At 73.0% G+C, this 13821-nt stretch carries 18 protein-coding genes; 10 read left to right on the top strand and 8 right to left on the bottom strand.

Annotated elements, in window-relative coordinates:
• Nucleotides 1–11: 11 nt before the first annotated feature.
• Nucleotides 12–626 carry a TetR/AcrR family transcriptional regulator gene (locus tag AB0H75_RS46575; RefSeq protein ID WP_367807806.1) on the bottom strand — a complete coding sequence of 205 codons (615 nt, stop codon included), beginning with the start codon at nt 624–626 and terminating at the stop codon, nt 12–14.
• A gap of 49 nt (nt 627–675) precedes the next feature.
• Between AB0H75_RS46575 and AB0H75_RS46580 the strand changes: the two genes are divergently transcribed.
• A complete protein-coding gene (locus tag AB0H75_RS46580) occupies nt 676–1626 on the top strand; it encodes an NADP-dependent oxidoreductase (protein WP_367807808.1) in 951 nt (316 codons plus the stop codon).
• A gap of 111 nt (nt 1627–1737) precedes the next feature.
• Here the strand turns inward: AB0H75_RS46580 and AB0H75_RS46585 are convergent, their stop codons facing one another.
• Both AB0H75_RS46585 and AB0H75_RS46590 read right to left on the bottom strand, forming a co-directional pair.
• Entirely contained in the window at nt 1738–2226 is a 489-nt protein-coding gene (locus tag AB0H75_RS46585) for a cupin domain-containing protein (protein ID WP_367807810.1), read from the bottom strand.
• Entirely contained in the window at nt 2217–2816 is a 600-nt protein-coding gene (locus tag AB0H75_RS46590) for a TetR/AcrR family transcriptional regulator (protein WP_367807812.1), read from the bottom strand. Before AB0H75_RS46590 ends, AB0H75_RS46585 begins: the two co-directional genes overlap by 10 nt.
• 165 nt (nt 2817–2981) lie before the next feature.
• Here AB0H75_RS46590 and AB0H75_RS46595 point away from each other — a divergent pair, with 165 nt between their 5' ends.
• Nucleotides 2982–3854, top strand: a complete 873-nt coding sequence (locus AB0H75_RS46595) for an LLM class F420-dependent oxidoreductase (protein ID WP_367807814.1) — start codon at nt 2982–2984, stop codon at nt 3852–3854.
• 17 nt (nt 3855–3871) lie between these two features.
• On the opposite strand, the gene AB0H75_RS46600 is transcribed toward AB0H75_RS46595, so the two are convergent.
• Nucleotides 3872–4861, bottom strand: coding sequence for an MBL fold metallo-hydrolase (locus tag AB0H75_RS46600; RefSeq protein ID WP_367807816.1), 990 nt, complete (start codon nt 4859–4861; stop codon nt 3872–3874).
• 94 nt (nt 4862–4955) lie between these two features.
• On the opposite strand from AB0H75_RS46600, the gene AB0H75_RS46605 reads away from it, so the two are divergent.
• The 4 genes from AB0H75_RS46605 to AB0H75_RS46620 all read left to right on the top strand — a co-directional run bounded on the left by AB0H75_RS46605 (nt 4956) and on the right by AB0H75_RS46620 (nt 8428).
• Complete coding sequence (locus AB0H75_RS46605) at nt 4956–5594, top strand: TetR/AcrR family transcriptional regulator (RefSeq protein WP_367807818.1); 639 nt, start codon at nt 4956–4958, stop codon at nt 5592–5594.
• A 41-nt stretch (nt 5595–5635) separates the two neighbouring features.
• A complete protein-coding gene (locus AB0H75_RS46610; protein WP_367807820.1) occupies nt 5636–6148 on the top strand; it encodes a hypothetical protein in 513 nt (170 codons plus the stop codon).
• 202 nt (nt 6149–6350) lie between these two features.
• Complete coding sequence (locus tag AB0H75_RS46615; RefSeq protein WP_367807822.1) at nt 6351–6968, top strand: TetR/AcrR family transcriptional regulator; 618 nt, start codon at nt 6351–6353, stop codon at nt 6966–6968.
• A complete protein-coding gene (locus AB0H75_RS46620) occupies nt 6965–8428 on the top strand; it encodes an FAD-dependent monooxygenase (RefSeq protein WP_367807824.1) in 1464 nt (487 codons plus the stop codon). The genes AB0H75_RS46615 and AB0H75_RS46620 overlap by 4 nt, the downstream gene beginning before the upstream one ends.
• On the opposite strand, the gene AB0H75_RS46625 is transcribed toward AB0H75_RS46620, so the two are convergent.
• Nucleotides 8377–9264 (bottom strand): dienelactone hydrolase family protein, encoded by an 888-nt coding sequence (locus AB0H75_RS46625; RefSeq protein ID WP_367807826.1) that lies wholly within the window; start codon nt 9262–9264, stop codon nt 8377–8379. The genes AB0H75_RS46620 and AB0H75_RS46625 overlap by 52 nt on opposite strands.
• Nucleotides 9265–9360: 96 nt before the next feature.
• Between AB0H75_RS46625 and AB0H75_RS46630 the strand changes: the two genes are divergently transcribed.
• A complete protein-coding gene (locus AB0H75_RS46630; protein WP_367807828.1) occupies nt 9361–10329 on the top strand; it encodes a GlxA family transcriptional regulator in 969 nt (322 codons plus the stop codon).
• A 169-nt stretch (nt 10330–10498) separates the two neighbouring features.
• Here the strand turns inward: AB0H75_RS46630 and AB0H75_RS46635 are convergent, their stop codons facing one another.
• Complete coding sequence (locus AB0H75_RS46635) at nt 10499–10819, bottom strand: hypothetical protein (RefSeq protein ID WP_367807830.1); 321 nt, start codon at nt 10817–10819, stop codon at nt 10499–10501.
• 267 nt (nt 10820–11086) lie between these two features.
• On the opposite strand from AB0H75_RS46635, the gene AB0H75_RS46640 reads away from it, so the two are divergent.
• Nucleotides 11087–11404 (top strand): hypothetical protein, encoded by a 318-nt coding sequence (locus AB0H75_RS46640; RefSeq protein WP_367807832.1) that lies wholly within the window; start codon nt 11087–11089, stop codon nt 11402–11404.
• Nucleotides 11405–11499: 95 nt separating this feature from the next.
• Here AB0H75_RS46640 and AB0H75_RS46645 read toward each other — a convergent pair whose 3' ends face one another.
• Both AB0H75_RS46645 and AB0H75_RS46650 read right to left on the bottom strand, forming a co-directional pair.
• Nucleotides 11500–12051 carry a hypothetical protein gene (locus AB0H75_RS46645; RefSeq protein WP_367807834.1) on the bottom strand — a complete coding sequence of 184 codons (552 nt, stop codon included), beginning with the start codon at nt 12049–12051 and terminating at the stop codon, nt 11500–11502.
• A 28-nt stretch (nt 12052–12079) separates the two neighbouring features.
• Nucleotides 12080–12304, bottom strand: a complete 225-nt coding sequence (locus AB0H75_RS46650) for a hypothetical protein (RefSeq protein WP_367807836.1) — start codon at nt 12302–12304, stop codon at nt 12080–12082.
• A gap of 298 nt (nt 12305–12602) precedes the next feature.
• On the opposite strand from AB0H75_RS46650, the gene AB0H75_RS46655 reads away from it, so the two are divergent.
• Together AB0H75_RS46655 and AB0H75_RS46660 are read left to right on the top strand one after the other, a co-directional pair.
• Nucleotides 12603–13208: a pyridoxamine 5'-phosphate oxidase family protein gene (locus tag AB0H75_RS46655; protein WP_367807838.1), complete on the top strand. Its 606-nt coding sequence runs from the start codon at nt 12603–12605 to the stop codon at nt 13206–13208.
• A 279-nt stretch (nt 13209–13487) separates the two neighbouring features.
• A complete protein-coding gene (locus AB0H75_RS46660) occupies nt 13488–13655 on the top strand; it encodes a hypothetical protein (protein WP_367807840.1) in 168 nt (55 codons plus the stop codon).
• Nucleotides 13656–13821: the final 166 nt, after the last annotated feature.

The raw sequence follows: 13821 nt of genomic DNA on the forward strand, positions 1-13821 counted from the left end.
CCGGCGAGGCGCTACCGGACGACCGGCAGCAGCCGGACCGCCGGCGGGAGCGGCGCGCGGACGGGGTCGGCGCGGAACGACTGGATCATCAGGGCGGCGAAGCGGCGCGACGCCGCCACCCGTTGCTCGGGCGACCCGGCGCGGATGCCCTCGTTCGCCATCATCGCCAGGATGAAGTCCTCCAGGACGAAGTCGGCCCGCAGGCCGCCCGCCGCCTTCGCGCGCCGGATGAGCCGGAGCAGCAGCCGGATCGTCCGGTCGCGGTCGGCGGTGAAGAACGGCAGCCGCGAGGTGAACGCCCCGGACAGGCCCCGGTCGAGGGCGTGCGCCTCCATGAGCTTCTCGACCACCAGGCAGAACCCGTGCCACGGGTCGGCCTGCGCCAGCCCTTCCTCGACGACCGCCGAGCACATCGCCATCGGCTCGGCGAAGACCTCGCCGAGCAGCGCCTCCTTGGTCGGGAAGTGCCGGTAGACGGTGGCCGCGCCGACCTGCGCGCGCCGGGCGATCTCCCGGATCGGCACGTCGAGGCCCTCGGCGGCGAAGCTCGCGCGGGCGACCGCGAGGATGCGCGCGCGGTTGTCGCGGGCGTCCGAGCGCGACTTCTGACTCACTTCGGCCGTCACCGCTCTCACTTTAGCCAAACGGACGGGGTGTTCCGTTACGGTGCGGCGCATGAGAGCTGTCCAGTTTTCCGAGTACGGCCCGGCCGGCGTGGTGCGGGTCGCCGAGGTCGAGGAGCCGCACGCCGGGCCGGGGACGATCCGCGTCGCCGTGCGGGCGTCCGGGTTGTCGGCGGGAGAGGTGCTCATCCGGTCAGGCGGGATGCGGGACGTGGTGCCCGTGACGTTCCCGTACCGGACCGGGTTCGACGCCGCCGGCGTGGTGGACGAGGTCGGCGCCGGCGTCACGGGGGTCGGGCTCGGCGACGAGGTGTTCGGCATGACCGCGACGGCCGCGCGCGGCGCCAACGCCGATCACGCGGTCCTGGCCGCCTGGGCGCCGAAACCGGCCGGGTGGAGCTGGGAGGAGGCCGGCGGCGCGGCGGGCAGCGTCGAGACGGCCACCCGGGTGCTCGACCGGCTCGCGGTCGGCGCCGGGCACACCGTGCTGGTGCAGGGCGCGGCCGGCGGGGTGGGCACGGTCGCCGTGCAGCTCGCGCTCGCCCGGGGCGCCACCGTCATCGGCACGGCCGGGGAGCGCAACCACGGCTTCCTGCGCGCGCTGGGCTGCGAGCCGACGACGTACGGGGCGGGCCTGGTCGAACGGGTCCGCGCGCTGGCGCCGGGCGGGGTGGACGCGGTGTTCGACTGCGCCGGAGGGGCGTTGCCCGACCTGGTCGCCGTCGCCGGGAGCCCGGCCCGCGTGGTGACGATCGCCCCCGACCGCACCGCGGCGGCCCTCGGCGTGCACCTGTCGCACGGCGCGCCGGCCGGGAGCACCGCGGCGGCGGTGGGAGCCGCCGACCCGCTGGCGGTGCACGGCCTCGGCGTCGCGGTCGAGCTGGCCGGGCAGGGGCGGCTGCGGGTGCCGGTCGCGGCGGCGTTCCCGCTCGCCGAGGCGGCCGCGGCGCACGAGCTGAGCGAGAGCCGCCACGCCCGCGGCAAGATCGTGCTGGTGAACTGACCGCCCCCGCGCGCGCCACCGCCCCGCCGACCCGGCGACCCGCCGACCCGGCGACCCGCCCCGCCGACCCGGCCCGGCGCCGTGGCCGGCAGGACCCGGCCCAGGACAGGGTCAGGACGCCTGGCGGTCGCGGGTCCAGGCGGGGCTGTCGAGGAAGTGGTTGTCGTAGAGCTCCTGGGCGGCCAGCAGCTCTTCGAGCGTGGCCTCGCCCCTGCGGAGGCGGTCGAGGAGGCGGAAGTACGCGAAGCGCTGGATGCCCGGCGCCACGACGATGAGGAGGTCGGCGGTGTGTCCCGGGGCGGCGGCGAAGGCGTGCGGCGTCATCGGCGGCACGGCCGCCACGTCGCCCGCCTCCAGCGTCACGATCTCCTGGCCCGACAGGACGCGGGCCCTGCCGTCCAGGAGGTAGAACAGCTCGGTGGACGTGGCGTGGTGATGGGGCACGGCGCCGTCCGCCCCCGGGGCGAGCGTCATCCTGATGGTGCTGAGCGCGCCGCCGGTGTCGCTGGAGTCGAGCAGCAGCCGCCCCGTGGCCGTGGGAGAGACGATGGTCTCGGCGTCGATCTCGCGCACGACGGCCGTTTCCACGATCATGGACATGTCAGGTTCCCTTCGAGCGCGGAGGAGACCAGCCGTTCCGCGTAGGCCCGGTCCACCGGTGCGCCTGTGATCATCACTCGGTAGTAGAGCGCTCCGGCCAGCTGGTCGAACAGCGCCTCGGCGTCGAGGTCGGCACGCAGCTCGCCGCGTACGCGGGCCCGCTCGATCAGGGCGAGCGCGAGCGCGTTGCGCTCGGCGTACTGCCGGCGGGCCAGCCGCCCGATGTCCTCGTGCCTGGCCGCGGCGGCGGCCAGCTCGGCGACCACCCCCGCGGACGGGCCCGCGCGGCCGCCCGCCGCGCGCATGCGGTTGAGCGCGGTGGCGATCTTCTCCAGGTAGGTGACGAGGTCGGCGCGGATGTCGCCGGTGTCGGTGATCTCGTCATCCTCCTGCAGCCGCGCCACGACGGCGACGGCCAGGTGGTCCTTGGTCGGCCAGCGGCGGTAGAGCGTGGTCTTGGCCACGCCCGCCCGCTCGGCCACCTCGTCGATGGACAGGCCGGCGTAGCCGCGCTCGAAGACCAGCGCGGCGGCGATCAGCAGCACCCGCTCGTCCACCTGCGTGTCGCGCGGTCGTCCCCGAGGTGACATCCCGGCCTCCCCTTTTTCGATACTCGGGTAGCGGAATGAAAGTTACCCGCCCGCCGGCTCATTACGCAACTCAAGTTTCGGAAAACGCGGCATGCGGCGGCGGGGGGTGGATCGAACGCCGGCCGAGCCGCAAGATGACGGCATACCGACGTGAGGGCGGCAGTCATGGACATAGGGCTCATCGCACTGTTCGACGGACAACCCGGCAGCACACTGGCGGACGCCGCGCGGGTCGCCAAGCACGTGGAGGACCTCGGGTTCCGCAGCTTCTGGCACCCCGACCACGTCGTCCTCTTCGAGGAGTACGGCCGCAACTACCCCTACAGCGCCAGCGGCTACCCGGAGCTCCCGCCGGGACGAGGCTGGTTCGACCCGCTGATCGTCCTGGCCGCGGCCGCCTCGGCCACGAGCAGGATCCGGCTGGCCACCGGCATCCTCATCCTCCCCGAGCGCAACCCCCTGGTGCTGGCCAAGCAGGTGGCCTCCCTCGACCACCTGTGCGGCGGGCGCCTGGACCTCGGCATCGGCCTCGGCTGGTCGCCCGAGGAGTACGCGGCGATGGAGATCCCGTTCGGGACCAGGGGCGCCAGGGCGGACGACTACCTCGCCGCGATGATCCGCCTCTGGCAGGACGACCCCGCCACCCACGAGGGCGAGTTCGTCACCTTCCGCGACGTGCTGTCCCTGCCCAAGCCGTTGCAGTCGCCCCACCCGCCGATCATCGTCGGCGGCCAGAGCCCCGGCGCGCTGCGCCGCGCCGCCCGCCACGGCGACGGCTGGATCACCTGGAACCTGCCCCTGGAGGAGGTCGTCCCCACCACCGCCAGGCTCCGCGACGCGTGGGCCGCCGCGGGCCGCGACGCGGCCGGGCCGAGATGCGTCTTCGGCGTCCCCTACACCACGCCCAAGGGGCTCCAGGCGTACGCGGAGGCGGTCAGGCAGGCCGGCGCCGACGAGATCGCGGTGCTGCCCTGGGACCCGGAGCGGAACCTCCTGGAGGCCCTGGACGAGGTCGCCGGCCTGCGCGACCGGCTCTGACCACCCGGCCTGCGGGGTCAGCCGGCCCGGTAGAGGCGGTAGGTGGCCAGGACGTTGAGGCGGTGCAGGTCCCGGCAGAGGGCGAGCATGCCCTGCACCGCCCTGTCCCTCGGCACCTGGTAACCCTCGATCGCCGCCACCAGCCGGCGGTCGAGCCCTTCGGCCCAGGGGTCGGCGCAGGCCGCGTACGTCTCCTCCAGGCTCCGCCCCGCCCGCACGCTCGCCTCCACGTCGTCGTGCAGCCGCTCCAGGTAGGCGAGCAGCGTGTCCACGGCCTCGCGGGCGTCGCCCATCGGCCCGTGCCCCGGCACGAGGGTCTCCAGGTCGGGCAGGGCCGCGCGCATCCTGCGCAGCGACTCCGCGTACGGCACCGGGCCGCCCTGGAGCAGCATGTGAGCGATGCCCGCGTGGCAGAGGAAGTTGCCCGTCCAGGCCGCGCGGGCCTCGGGCACGTACACGACGGTGTCGCCGGGGCCGTTGCCCGGGCCGAAATGGTGCAGCTCGACCAGGCGTCCGCCGAGGTCGATCTCGGCGTAGGAGTCGAAGACGAGGTCGGGGCGGCGCCACTCGGTGATCGTGTCGAGCAGGGCCGCGTCGCCGTACATGTTGCCCGACCTGACCTGCTTCTCGAACGCGAGGTCGTTCATGTTCTCCTTGTTGACCCGCGAGGAGACGATGACGACCTCGTCGGGGAAGGCGGCGTTCCCGAAGGTGTGGTCGCCGTGGTAGGTGGTGTTGACCAGGTAGCGCACCGGCCGGTCGGTGAGGGTGGCGGTCGTCTCCTGGATCCGGGCCGACATCTCGGGGGTGATCCCGGCGTCGATCACCAGGGCGGCGTCCCGGCCCGCGACCAGGCCGTTGTTGTCCTTGGGCGGGATGTTCGCCATCAGCGCGTACACGTTCCCGGCCAGCTCGTGCGGCCGCAGTTCCAGCCCCACCGGTGACAGGTTGGGCCCGCCGTAGCCCTCGGGGCGCTCGGCGATCTCGCGCGTGGGGATCCGTGCCATCGACATCTCGTCGTCTCCGTTCTCTCGCCTCGATATTAATCGATCGATCGATTATTTAACAAGAGCGGTCGCCGGAGGATGATTGGATGTCCGGGTGAGCCCTGCTGCGAATCGCCGCCGGCCCGGCCGTCCCGCCAAGGCCGAGGCAGGCGACACCAAGAACGCGCTCCTCGACGCGGCACTGCGGCTGTTCGCCCAGAACGGCTACGCGGGCACCTCCATCCGGGCCATCGCCAGGGAAGTGGGGTTGAGCGAGAGCGTGCTGTACGCGCACTTCGACGACAAGCGCGCCCTCTACGACGCCGCCATGCGGCTGGCCGGCCCCCAGGTGGCGACCCTCGCCGTGGACGACGCGCCCGACGAGCCGGCCGCCTTCGTCGAGACGTTCGCCGAGCAGGTGCTGGCCGTATGGGACAGCCCGCGCTCGCGCCAGGTCATAAGCCTGGTCTCGCGGGACGCCCGGATGAACGACGAGATGCTGGAGCTCGGCATCGAGGAGGCCCTGGCTCACCTCGCCCATCGGTTCGCGGGGTGGCTCGCGGCGGGGCGCGTCCGCACCGACCTCGGATCCCCCGGCGACCTCGCCTACGCGCTGCTGGCGCCGATCGCGCACGCGCGTCAGCTGTGGCTGCACGCCGAGGCCACGGAAAGCCAGCGCGAGCGGGCCCACGACCGCATCAGGGCGCACGCCGCCCTGTTCGCCCGCGCCATCACGCCGCTCCCACCCGCCTGACCGGCTCCCCCGGCCGGGACGGGCTCTGGCAGGCTGGCCATATGGCGGGGAGGACGTCGGAGCCCGGTGACCGGTTCCGCGACCGGCGCGAGCGGAAGTACGGGTACGACTTCATCGACGAGGTGCTGGTGCGCTGCCCCCGGTGCGACGGGTGCGCTGTCGTCCTGGCGCGTCCGGGCAGCCCTGAGGACGGCGAGGCGGCTCCCGGGGTCATGGATCCCCACCGGCGCCTGCACTGCCCGGGGTGCGGTTACTGCAAGGACGAGCAGGCCGGTCCCGCTGTGGTCGGCGGCCCCGTCGATCCTTTCTTCCGGCGGCCGGTGTGGTTGCAGGCGAGCTGCCGCGGACATGTGCTGTGGGCCTACAACGCCCGGCATCTCGATCTCCTGGAGACCTATGTGGCGGCGAAGCTGCGCGAACGCGGGCGCCTCGCGGCCGGCGCCCCGGCGAGCCTGGTGGAGCGCCTGCCCACGTGGCTCAAGGCCGCCAGGAACCGGGCCGAGGTCCTGCGGACGATCGAGCGCCTGCGCTCGGCGCTCCCGGCCGACGGGTAGCTCTCTCGCGGCGAACCTGGAGACGCCGGCGACCGCCTCGATGACGAGCCCGGCCCGCTCGGCGCCGGACATGGCCGGGTAGCCGGGCGGAAGGTCCGCGGGCGGCGCTGAGCCGCCGATCATGCCTTGTCGTCGGGGCTGTACGGGGGTATGGTCGAACCGGACCGTACGGTTCGGTTCGGTCGGGTCGAAGGGGAGAAGGATGAAGCACGACGACGCCAAGGTGCGCCAGATCCGGGCGGCGGCCAAGACGCTGTTCCTGCGGCACGGCTTCGCCAAGGTGAGCACGGCGGCGCTCGCCAAGGAGGCGGGCGTGTCCAAGGAGACCCTCTACACCCGCTACCCCAGCAAGGAAGCGATCCTGGCCGACGTCCTGGAGCACCTCATCACCACGACCGAGGAGCCGCAGAGGACGGCGCCGGTCATGGCGTCCAGGACGGACCTGGAGCACGCGCTGCGTGTCTTCGCCGACCGGCTGCTCGCCGGCCTCATGGACCGGGAGTACGTGGAACTGACCCGGATCGTCATCGCGGAGACGCCCCGGCTGCCGCACGTGGGAGAGACGTTCCGGCACGCCGTTCCCGAGCGGGCGCTGGCGGGGGCCCGGGAGCTGCTGGCCGCCGCCAGGGACGCGGAGCTGATCGAGGACATGGACCTGGACAGCGCCGCCCTCCTGCTCGTCTCGCCGCTGGTGATCCACGTCGTGTTCCACGTCCTGCTGGTCGCCCCCTCGGCCGGCGAGCCTCCCAAGGCGATGGACGTCGCCGCGCACGTCGCCCTGTTCCTCAGGACGATCACTTTCAAGGAGGACGCATCATGAACGAGGACGTCACCACCGCGGACGTCGTCATCGTCGGAGCCGGGCCCACCGGGTTGTTGCTCGCCGGCGACCTCGCCGGCGCCGGGGTCCGGGTGACGGTGATCGAGCGGCGCACCGAGGAGTCCCCGCTCTCGCGCGCCTTCGCGGTGCACGCGCGCACCCTGGAGGTGCTGGACATGCGCGGCCTGGCCGAGCAGGCGCTGGCCACCGGCAGCACCGTCCCGGGCCTGCTGGTCTGGGACCATGTCACGATCAACATGACCGGCCTGCCCGGCCGCCACCCCTACATGCTCATCACCCCGCAGTACGAGATCGAGCGGCTGCTGCTGAAGCGGGCCCTGGACAACGGCGCCGAGTTCCTGACCGGGCACCGGCTCACCGGGCTGGAGCAGGACGGCACCGGGGTGAGCGCGCGGGTGCTCCCTCCCGGCGGGCAGGAGGAGATCGTCCTGCGCGCGTCGTACGTGGTGGGCGCCGACGGCCGTCACAGCACGGTGCGCGAGGCCGCCGGCATCGACTACCCCGGGCACGCGGTGGCGCGGTCGGTGATGCTCGCCGACGTCAGGCTGACCGAGCGGCCGGAGAGGATCCTGTCGGTCAACGGCGTGCGCGAGGGCTTCGTGTTCATCGCCCCGTTCGGCGACGGCTGGTTCCGCATCATCGGCCGCAACCACGACAACGGCGATCTGCCCGACGAGGTGCCGGTCGACTTCGAGGAGCTCAAGTGGCTCACCCGTAAGTGCTACGGCACGGACTTCGGCATGCACGACCCCCGGTGGATGTCGCGCTTCCACAGCGAGGAGAGACAGGCCGTGCACTACCGGGCGGGCCGCGTGTTCCTCGTCGGCGACGCCGCCCACGTGCACGCGCCGGCGGGCGGGCAGGGCATGAACACCGGGCTGCAGGACGCGGCCAACCTGAGCTGGAAACTGGTGGCGGCCGTACGCGGCTGGGCCCGGCCGGGGCTGCTGGACAGCTACGAGAGCGAGCGGCATCCCGTAGGGCGCATGGCGGTGCGCACCAGCGGGATACTCACCCGGCTGGCCCTGCTGCGATCGCCCTTCCTGCGCGCGGTGCGCAACCAGGTCAGCGGCCTGGCCATACGGATCGGGCCGGTGAACCAGCTGGTGGCGCGCAACGCGCTCTCGGGCATGGCCATCCGCTACCCCGCCCCCCGCCACGCCCACACGTGGGTGGGCAGGCGGGTACCGGACCTGGAGCTGGAGGGCAAGGAGCCGGGCCGCCTGTACGAGGCCCTGCGCGGCGGCCGATTCGTGCTCAGCGGCCGGACGAGCCCGCCGAAGGGCTGGGACGACCGGGTGATGCACGTCGTCCCGGCCGAGGCCGGCACGCGCGACCTGCTCGTCCGCCCCGACGGCCATCTCGCCTGGGCCGGGGAGCAGCCAGATCACGACTCCCTGGTCCGGGCCCTGACCGAATGGTGCGGCCCGGCGTCCTGAGGCCCGCCCGTCGGCGGGACCGGGATCAGGCGGTCGGTCAGGAAGGCGATGATCTCGTCCCTGGCCTTCAGCGTGGGATGCCCGGCCTCGTCCACGAGGTGGGCGGTGACGACGCTGTGAGGGGTCCCGACCACGTCGGCGAAGAACGGCGGCGGGCTGGTGCTCGCCGAGCCGCCGGGCAGGACGCGGCCGTCGAAGGCGTCGCCGAGCAGTGCCCGGTAGGCGGCGAAGCGCTGGCCGGTGCACCAGCGGTCGTTGTCGAAGCGGTAGGACAGGACCTTCAGCCCGTCGCGGGTGACGCGGTCGCGGACTGCGCGGGCGTCCTCGTCGCTGAGTTCGAGCCCGGCGGGGTCGTCCAGCGGCAGCGACGGGTGGTTGACCACCGGTGCGATGACGGACGGCTCCAGGGCCATCGTGAGGGCGAAGTTGCCGGTGAAGCACAATCCGATGGCGCCGACCCCCGGGCCGCCGCACTCGGCGTGGGCCTGGCGGGCGAGCCCGCGTAGCCAGGCCGTGACCGGGCTGGTGCCACCGCCGGCGAACGCGCGGAACTCGGCGCTGACACACGCGCGGCGCACGACCTCCCGGCCGCTCTCGGCCGTGGGGTAGGCGCCGTCGGTGCCGAAGAGCGAGGGCACGTGGACGGTGAAGCCCGCCTCCCGCACCCATCGGGCCAGCCGGAGCACGTCCGGGCTGATGCCGGGCATCTCCGGCATCACCACGACGGCGGGGCCGGAGCCCGCGACGTACACCGTCTTCGCCACTCCCTCCACGTCCACGAGCCGCCGGGAGAAATCCTCGATCTTGTCGTCACGTCGTCCGCTGGTAGCACTCATGGGGACAGCGTGGCCCGCTGCCCCCGCTCCGGAGGAGAGGCGAGATCGCCATATATGGCGGTAATCTCGCCACAGGCGGACGACGAGGAGGCGGGCGTGAGCGCGCTGCGGGTGGGTGTTCTGGCCTATCCGGGCTGTTTCGCGTCCGAGGTGTTCGGCGTGCCCGACCTGCTGACGATGGCCGGGCACGTCGCCGGGCCGGATGGCTCCGGATACGCGGTGTCGATCGTCTCGCCGCGCCGTCGTGTCGCCGCCGCGGGTGGCGCGGCGCTGGACGTCTCACCGCTGCGCGAGGTGGACGTCCTGGTCGTGCCGGGATTCGAGCTCGGGCCGGGGCTCGACGTGGACGCGCGGCTCGCCCCCCTCGCCCCGGAGATCGCGGCGATCCGCGCCCACGCCGCCACGGGCACCGCCGTCGTCTCGATCTGTGTCGGCGCGTTCCTGCTGGCCGAGGCCGGGCTCCTGGACGGCCGCCGCGCCACCACGGCCTGGCTCTTCGCGGACGAGCTGGCCCGGCGCCGCCCGGGCACCGACGTCCGCCCCGAGTGCCTGGTGGTCACCGACCGGGGGGTGACGACCACGGCGGCCTTCAGCGCCATGTACGACTTCGCGCTGGACCTGATCCGCCGGCACAGCGGTGCCGACGTGGCCCGGACGACCGCCCGGGTGGCACTCGTGGACGACGCGCGCTCGTCCCAGAGTCCCTACGTGGACGCGCGATTCCTGCCCCAGCCCGGGAACGCGTTCTCCCACCAGGTCATGCGACGGCTCGACCAGGACCTGGCCGCCCGGTACGACCTGGCCGCGCTGGCGGAGGCGTTCCAGGTCAGCACCCGGACGCTGCTGCGGCGCTTCGCGGACGAGACCGGCCGGAGCCCGCTGGAGTACCTGCAGTCGGCGCGCGTCCGCCGCGCCCGGCAGCTCCTGGAGACCACGGACCGGACCGTCGCCGGCATCGCCGCCGCGGTCGGGTACCGGGACCCCGGCACGTTCGCCACCCTGTTCGCCAAGCACACCGGACGACGCCCAAGGGACTACCGCGCGGCCTTCCGCCGCACCGGTTGACCGCCGTCCCGCGGCCCCGCCGTCCCGCGGCCCGCCGTCCCGCGGCCCGCCGTCCCTCGGCCCGCCGTCCCTCGGCCCGCCGTCTCTCGGCCCGCCGTCTCTCGGCCCGCCGTCCCTCGGCCCGCCGTCCCGGGCGCCGGCGGCGTCCTGGCGGCTCCGGACCTCCTCGTCATCCCGCCTCCTTGGAGATCATGACCGGGCCGGAGAACGTGTCGGTCTCCTCCACGGCGAAGTCGGCCAGGCTGAGCCGGATGTCCGTGGCGCCCTGCTCGGCCTGGCGGCACTGCTGCTCGGTGGCGAAGACGGTGATGGTGGCGATCGTCCCGTTCCCGGTGTCGATGGCCTGGTAGCTGACGATGCCGTCCGGAACCCTGACCGGCGCCTGGACGTCAGGGGCGGAGATCTGGGCGGCGAAGCGCGTGGCCACCGTGTTCATCAGGTCCTCGACGGTGCCTCGGCCCATCCGGTATCGCCGTACGAGCGCGTACATGATGCCTCCTCGAAGTATGTCCTCAGTCAGGGACTTTAAGTCCTCGGTTGAGGATACCGTCCGAGTCGCCGAGGGGGAAGCACCGGCCGCGAGAACCAGCGCGTCCACCGCCGTTCTCCATTCCGGACCACCATTCCGGACCACAATTCCTGGCCCCGCGACCGGCCCGTAAATAACTCGCTCAAATCGCACACCACCCCCTATGGATATCCATCAGAGCTGTGACTACGATCAAGCCGTCAACATCAGCACCAAAGGAGGTAACGAATGGGCCGTATCAAGAAGTTCGGCGTTTCGGCGGCCGCGGTGGCCGCAGTCGCCGCCGCGACGACTTTAATGTCCCCGGCCACGTCCGCCCAGGCGGCGACCTGCAGCACCAACGCGCAGATCGGCACTCCCGGCGGCACCGGCTGGGCACTGTGCAGCGGCACCGGAGTGACCCAGACCCGCGTCGTGCTCTTCTGCCAGAACAGTGGCGGCAGCTACACCACGGTATACGGCCCCTGGGTCGCCAATTCCGTCAAATCAAATGCCCAGTGCAGCAGCACCTCCTGGCCGATCTCGGTCGGCTATCAAACACTCTGAGCCGCAGAATCATTCGGTCACGATGTGAATTCCGGCTCGATCGTGACCCGGCCGTTCCGGGTTCACTCTGAACCCCATCCACGCGACAGCCTCGCCTACGGCTGCCCGCGAACCGCGGGGCGACGAGCGGCCGGGGCGCGGGTGGCCGCCGCCAGTTCGATGGCCGGCGGCATGCCGTCGAGCCTGGCGCACAGGTCGTCGACGAGCGCGGGCAGGGCGTCGAAGCCGGGCTCGATCGCGCGGACACGGTCGAGGAACAGCCGGCGCGCGTCGGTGCGCAGCGGTAGTGGAGGGAGCGGGACGACCCGCTCCCCCATCACGCTCAGGCGTTCCCTGCTGGTCGCCAGCACCCGCACCCCGGGGCAGCAGGACAGGACGCGATCGATCAGCGCGCCGGCTTCGTCGATCACGTGCTCGCAGTTGTCCATGACGAGCAGTGCCCGTCCCGGAGCGAGCTGCTCCAGCACGGTGTGCTCCAGCGGCCGCGGCGGGCGCTCCGACACCCCGAGCGCGGCGGCCAGCGCCTGGATGACGTGCCCCGCGCGGGCCGGAACCAGGTCGACGAACGCGCTGCCGTCGGGATGCTCACCGGCCACCACCGTCGCCAGCCGCGTCTTGCCCACCCCGCCGGGACCGAGCAGCGTCACCAGCCCATCCCGCCGGGACCGAGCAGCGTCACCAGCCCATCCCGCCGTCGCCGAGCAGCGTCACCAGGCGCGACTCCGCCGGCGCGGCGAGCACGGTGCCCCGCTCGCCGCTCCTGCCGACGAAGCTGGTACGGCCGACGGGCAGACGGCTGATCTCGCCCGGCCGGACGGCGCGGAGGGCGGCACGCGCCGCCAGGGCCCGCCGGTCGGCCACGCCGTACGTGCGCAGCAGGGAGGCCACGTGGCTTTCCACGGTCCGCACGGAAAGCCGCAGGCGGCCGGCATCTGCGCGCTGGACAGGTGCCCACCGACGGCCGCCAGGACCTCGGCCTCCCTCGGGGAGATCCCGCCTTCCATGAGCTCAGGACGGCGTATCCGCAGGCGTGGCCGGTAGCAGCCGGGCAGCCCTCTCACCCGGTCCTGGGGCGGTGCCTCGGTGGTGATTCGGTGGCGTCTCGGTGGTGATTCGGTGGACGTCACGGATGAGCGCGACCGCCGATCGCCGCATGGTTGAGACGTAGACGTCACCCTGACACATGCGGAGGTCACCGATGACCACGGATCCACGGCCGCCCCTCGCCTTCGGGACGGTGGCCACGCCGGCCGCGCCGGGGGCGGGGGCGATGAGCGCGCTCGCCGACACCGTGCGGGCGGTCATCGACGCCAGCCGTTACCTCACGCTCGGCACGGCCGACCAGACGGGAACCCCGTGGGTCACCCCGGTCTACTTCGCGCACGACGGATACCGGGACTTCCTGTGGATCTCCGTGCCCGGGGCGGCCCACTCGCGCAACATCGCCGAGCGCCCCGAGGTCAGCATCGTGGTCTTCGACTCCCGCGTGGTGCCCGGCACCGCTCAGGCGGTGTACATGTCGGCGACCGCCGCCGAGGAGACCGACCTCGACCGGTGGCTCCCGGTCTATCCGGGCCCTCCGGACCGCGGCGGCTGGGTGGTACCGCCCGAGCAGCTACGTGCGCCCGCGCCGTTCCGCCTCTACCGGGCGCGCGTCACCCGGCACTGGACGCTGTGCCGGCGCGAGCCCGGAACCGCCTGCGCGCCGCACGGACACGCCTTCGACCACCGTATCCACGTGCGGCTGCCCGACGCCGATCCCGGCGGACCCGCGAGCCCTCACAACACTCAAGAGAGGTCATGAGCATCACGATGCACAATGTCCTGTCGGTGGACGGCTTCGTCGCCGACGGCGACGACCAGGTCGGCCCGCTGTTCGACTGGTACGGCAACGGCACCGTCGCGCTGGCCGAAGGCGGCTCGATGAAGGTCTCGCCGGCCTCGGCCGAGTACGTCGGGCCGATCTGGGCGAACACCCGCGCGATGGTGATCGGCGGTCGCCACGGCCGGGGAACTCGCAGGGGAGCGTGGCGTCGCCGAGGCGGCGGGCGAGGTCGGCGGCCAGGCGTTCGCCCTCGGGCTGGTGGACGAGGCGGCGATGGACGAGGTGGCGATGGACGTGGTGCCGGTCGTTCTCGGCTCCGGCAAGCGGTTCTTCGGATCGGTCGACACCCAGCACCTGCTGGAGGACCCGCACGTGGTGATCCAGGGCGACCGGGGGCTTCACCTGCGCTGCCGGGTTCGCCGTTGAGGCCCGTCCGGCGGCGGCCGTGCCCGGGGAGAGGAGTTCGCGGGTCGAACCCCTTGCGTGCCGGTCAGAGGTGACGGCCTGAAGCCGCATCCGCCCGCCCCCGCCGGTCACCCCTGCCCCGGTCATCCGGTGGTCACCAGGGCAGCGGGCCCTCCGCGCTGAAGAA

The organism is Nonomuraea sp. NPDC050783 (assembly GCF_040802095.1).
Lineage (GTDB): Bacteria > Actinomycetota > Actinomycetes > Streptosporangiales > Streptosporangiaceae > Nonomuraea.

Coding starts and splice junctions, on each gene's coding strand:
- AB0H75_RS46580 (WP_367807808.1), top strand. CDS start 676: ATGAGAGCTGTCCAGTTTTCCGAGTACGGCCCGGCCGGCGTGGTGCGG.
- AB0H75_RS46585 (WP_367807810.1), bottom strand. CDS start 2,226: ATGTCCATGATCGTGGAAACGGCCGTCGTGCGCGAGATCGACGCCGAG.
- AB0H75_RS46590 (WP_367807812.1), bottom strand. CDS start 2,816: ATGTCACCTCGGGGACGACCGCGCGACACGCAGGTGGACGAGCGGGTG.
- AB0H75_RS46595 (WP_367807814.1), top strand. CDS start 2,982: ATGGACATAGGGCTCATCGCACTGTTCGACGGACAACCCGGCAGCACA.
- AB0H75_RS46600 (WP_367807816.1), bottom strand. CDS start 4,861: ATGGCACGGATCCCCACGCGCGAGATCGCCGAGCGCCCCGAGGGCTAC.
- AB0H75_RS46610 (WP_367807820.1), top strand. CDS start 5,636: ATGGCGGGGAGGACGTCGGAGCCCGGTGACCGGTTCCGCGACCGGCGC.
- AB0H75_RS46615 (WP_367807822.1), top strand. CDS start 6,351: ATGAAGCACGACGACGCCAAGGTGCGCCAGATCCGGGCGGCGGCCAAG.
- AB0H75_RS46620 (WP_367807824.1), top strand. CDS start 6,965: ATGAACGAGGACGTCACCACCGCGGACGTCGTCATCGTCGGAGCCGGG.
- AB0H75_RS46625 (WP_367807826.1), bottom strand. CDS start 9,264: ATGAGTGCTACCAGCGGACGACGTGACGACAAGATCGAGGATTTCTCC.
- AB0H75_RS46635 (WP_367807830.1), bottom strand. CDS start 10,819: ATGTACGCGCTCGTACGGCGATACCGGATGGGCCGAGGCACCGTCGAG.
- AB0H75_RS46640 (WP_367807832.1), top strand. CDS start 11,087: ATGGGCCGTATCAAGAAGTTCGGCGTTTCGGCGGCCGCGGTGGCCGCA.
- AB0H75_RS46655 (WP_367807838.1), top strand. CDS start 12,603: ATGACCACGGATCCACGGCCGCCCCTCGCCTTCGGGACGGTGGCCACG.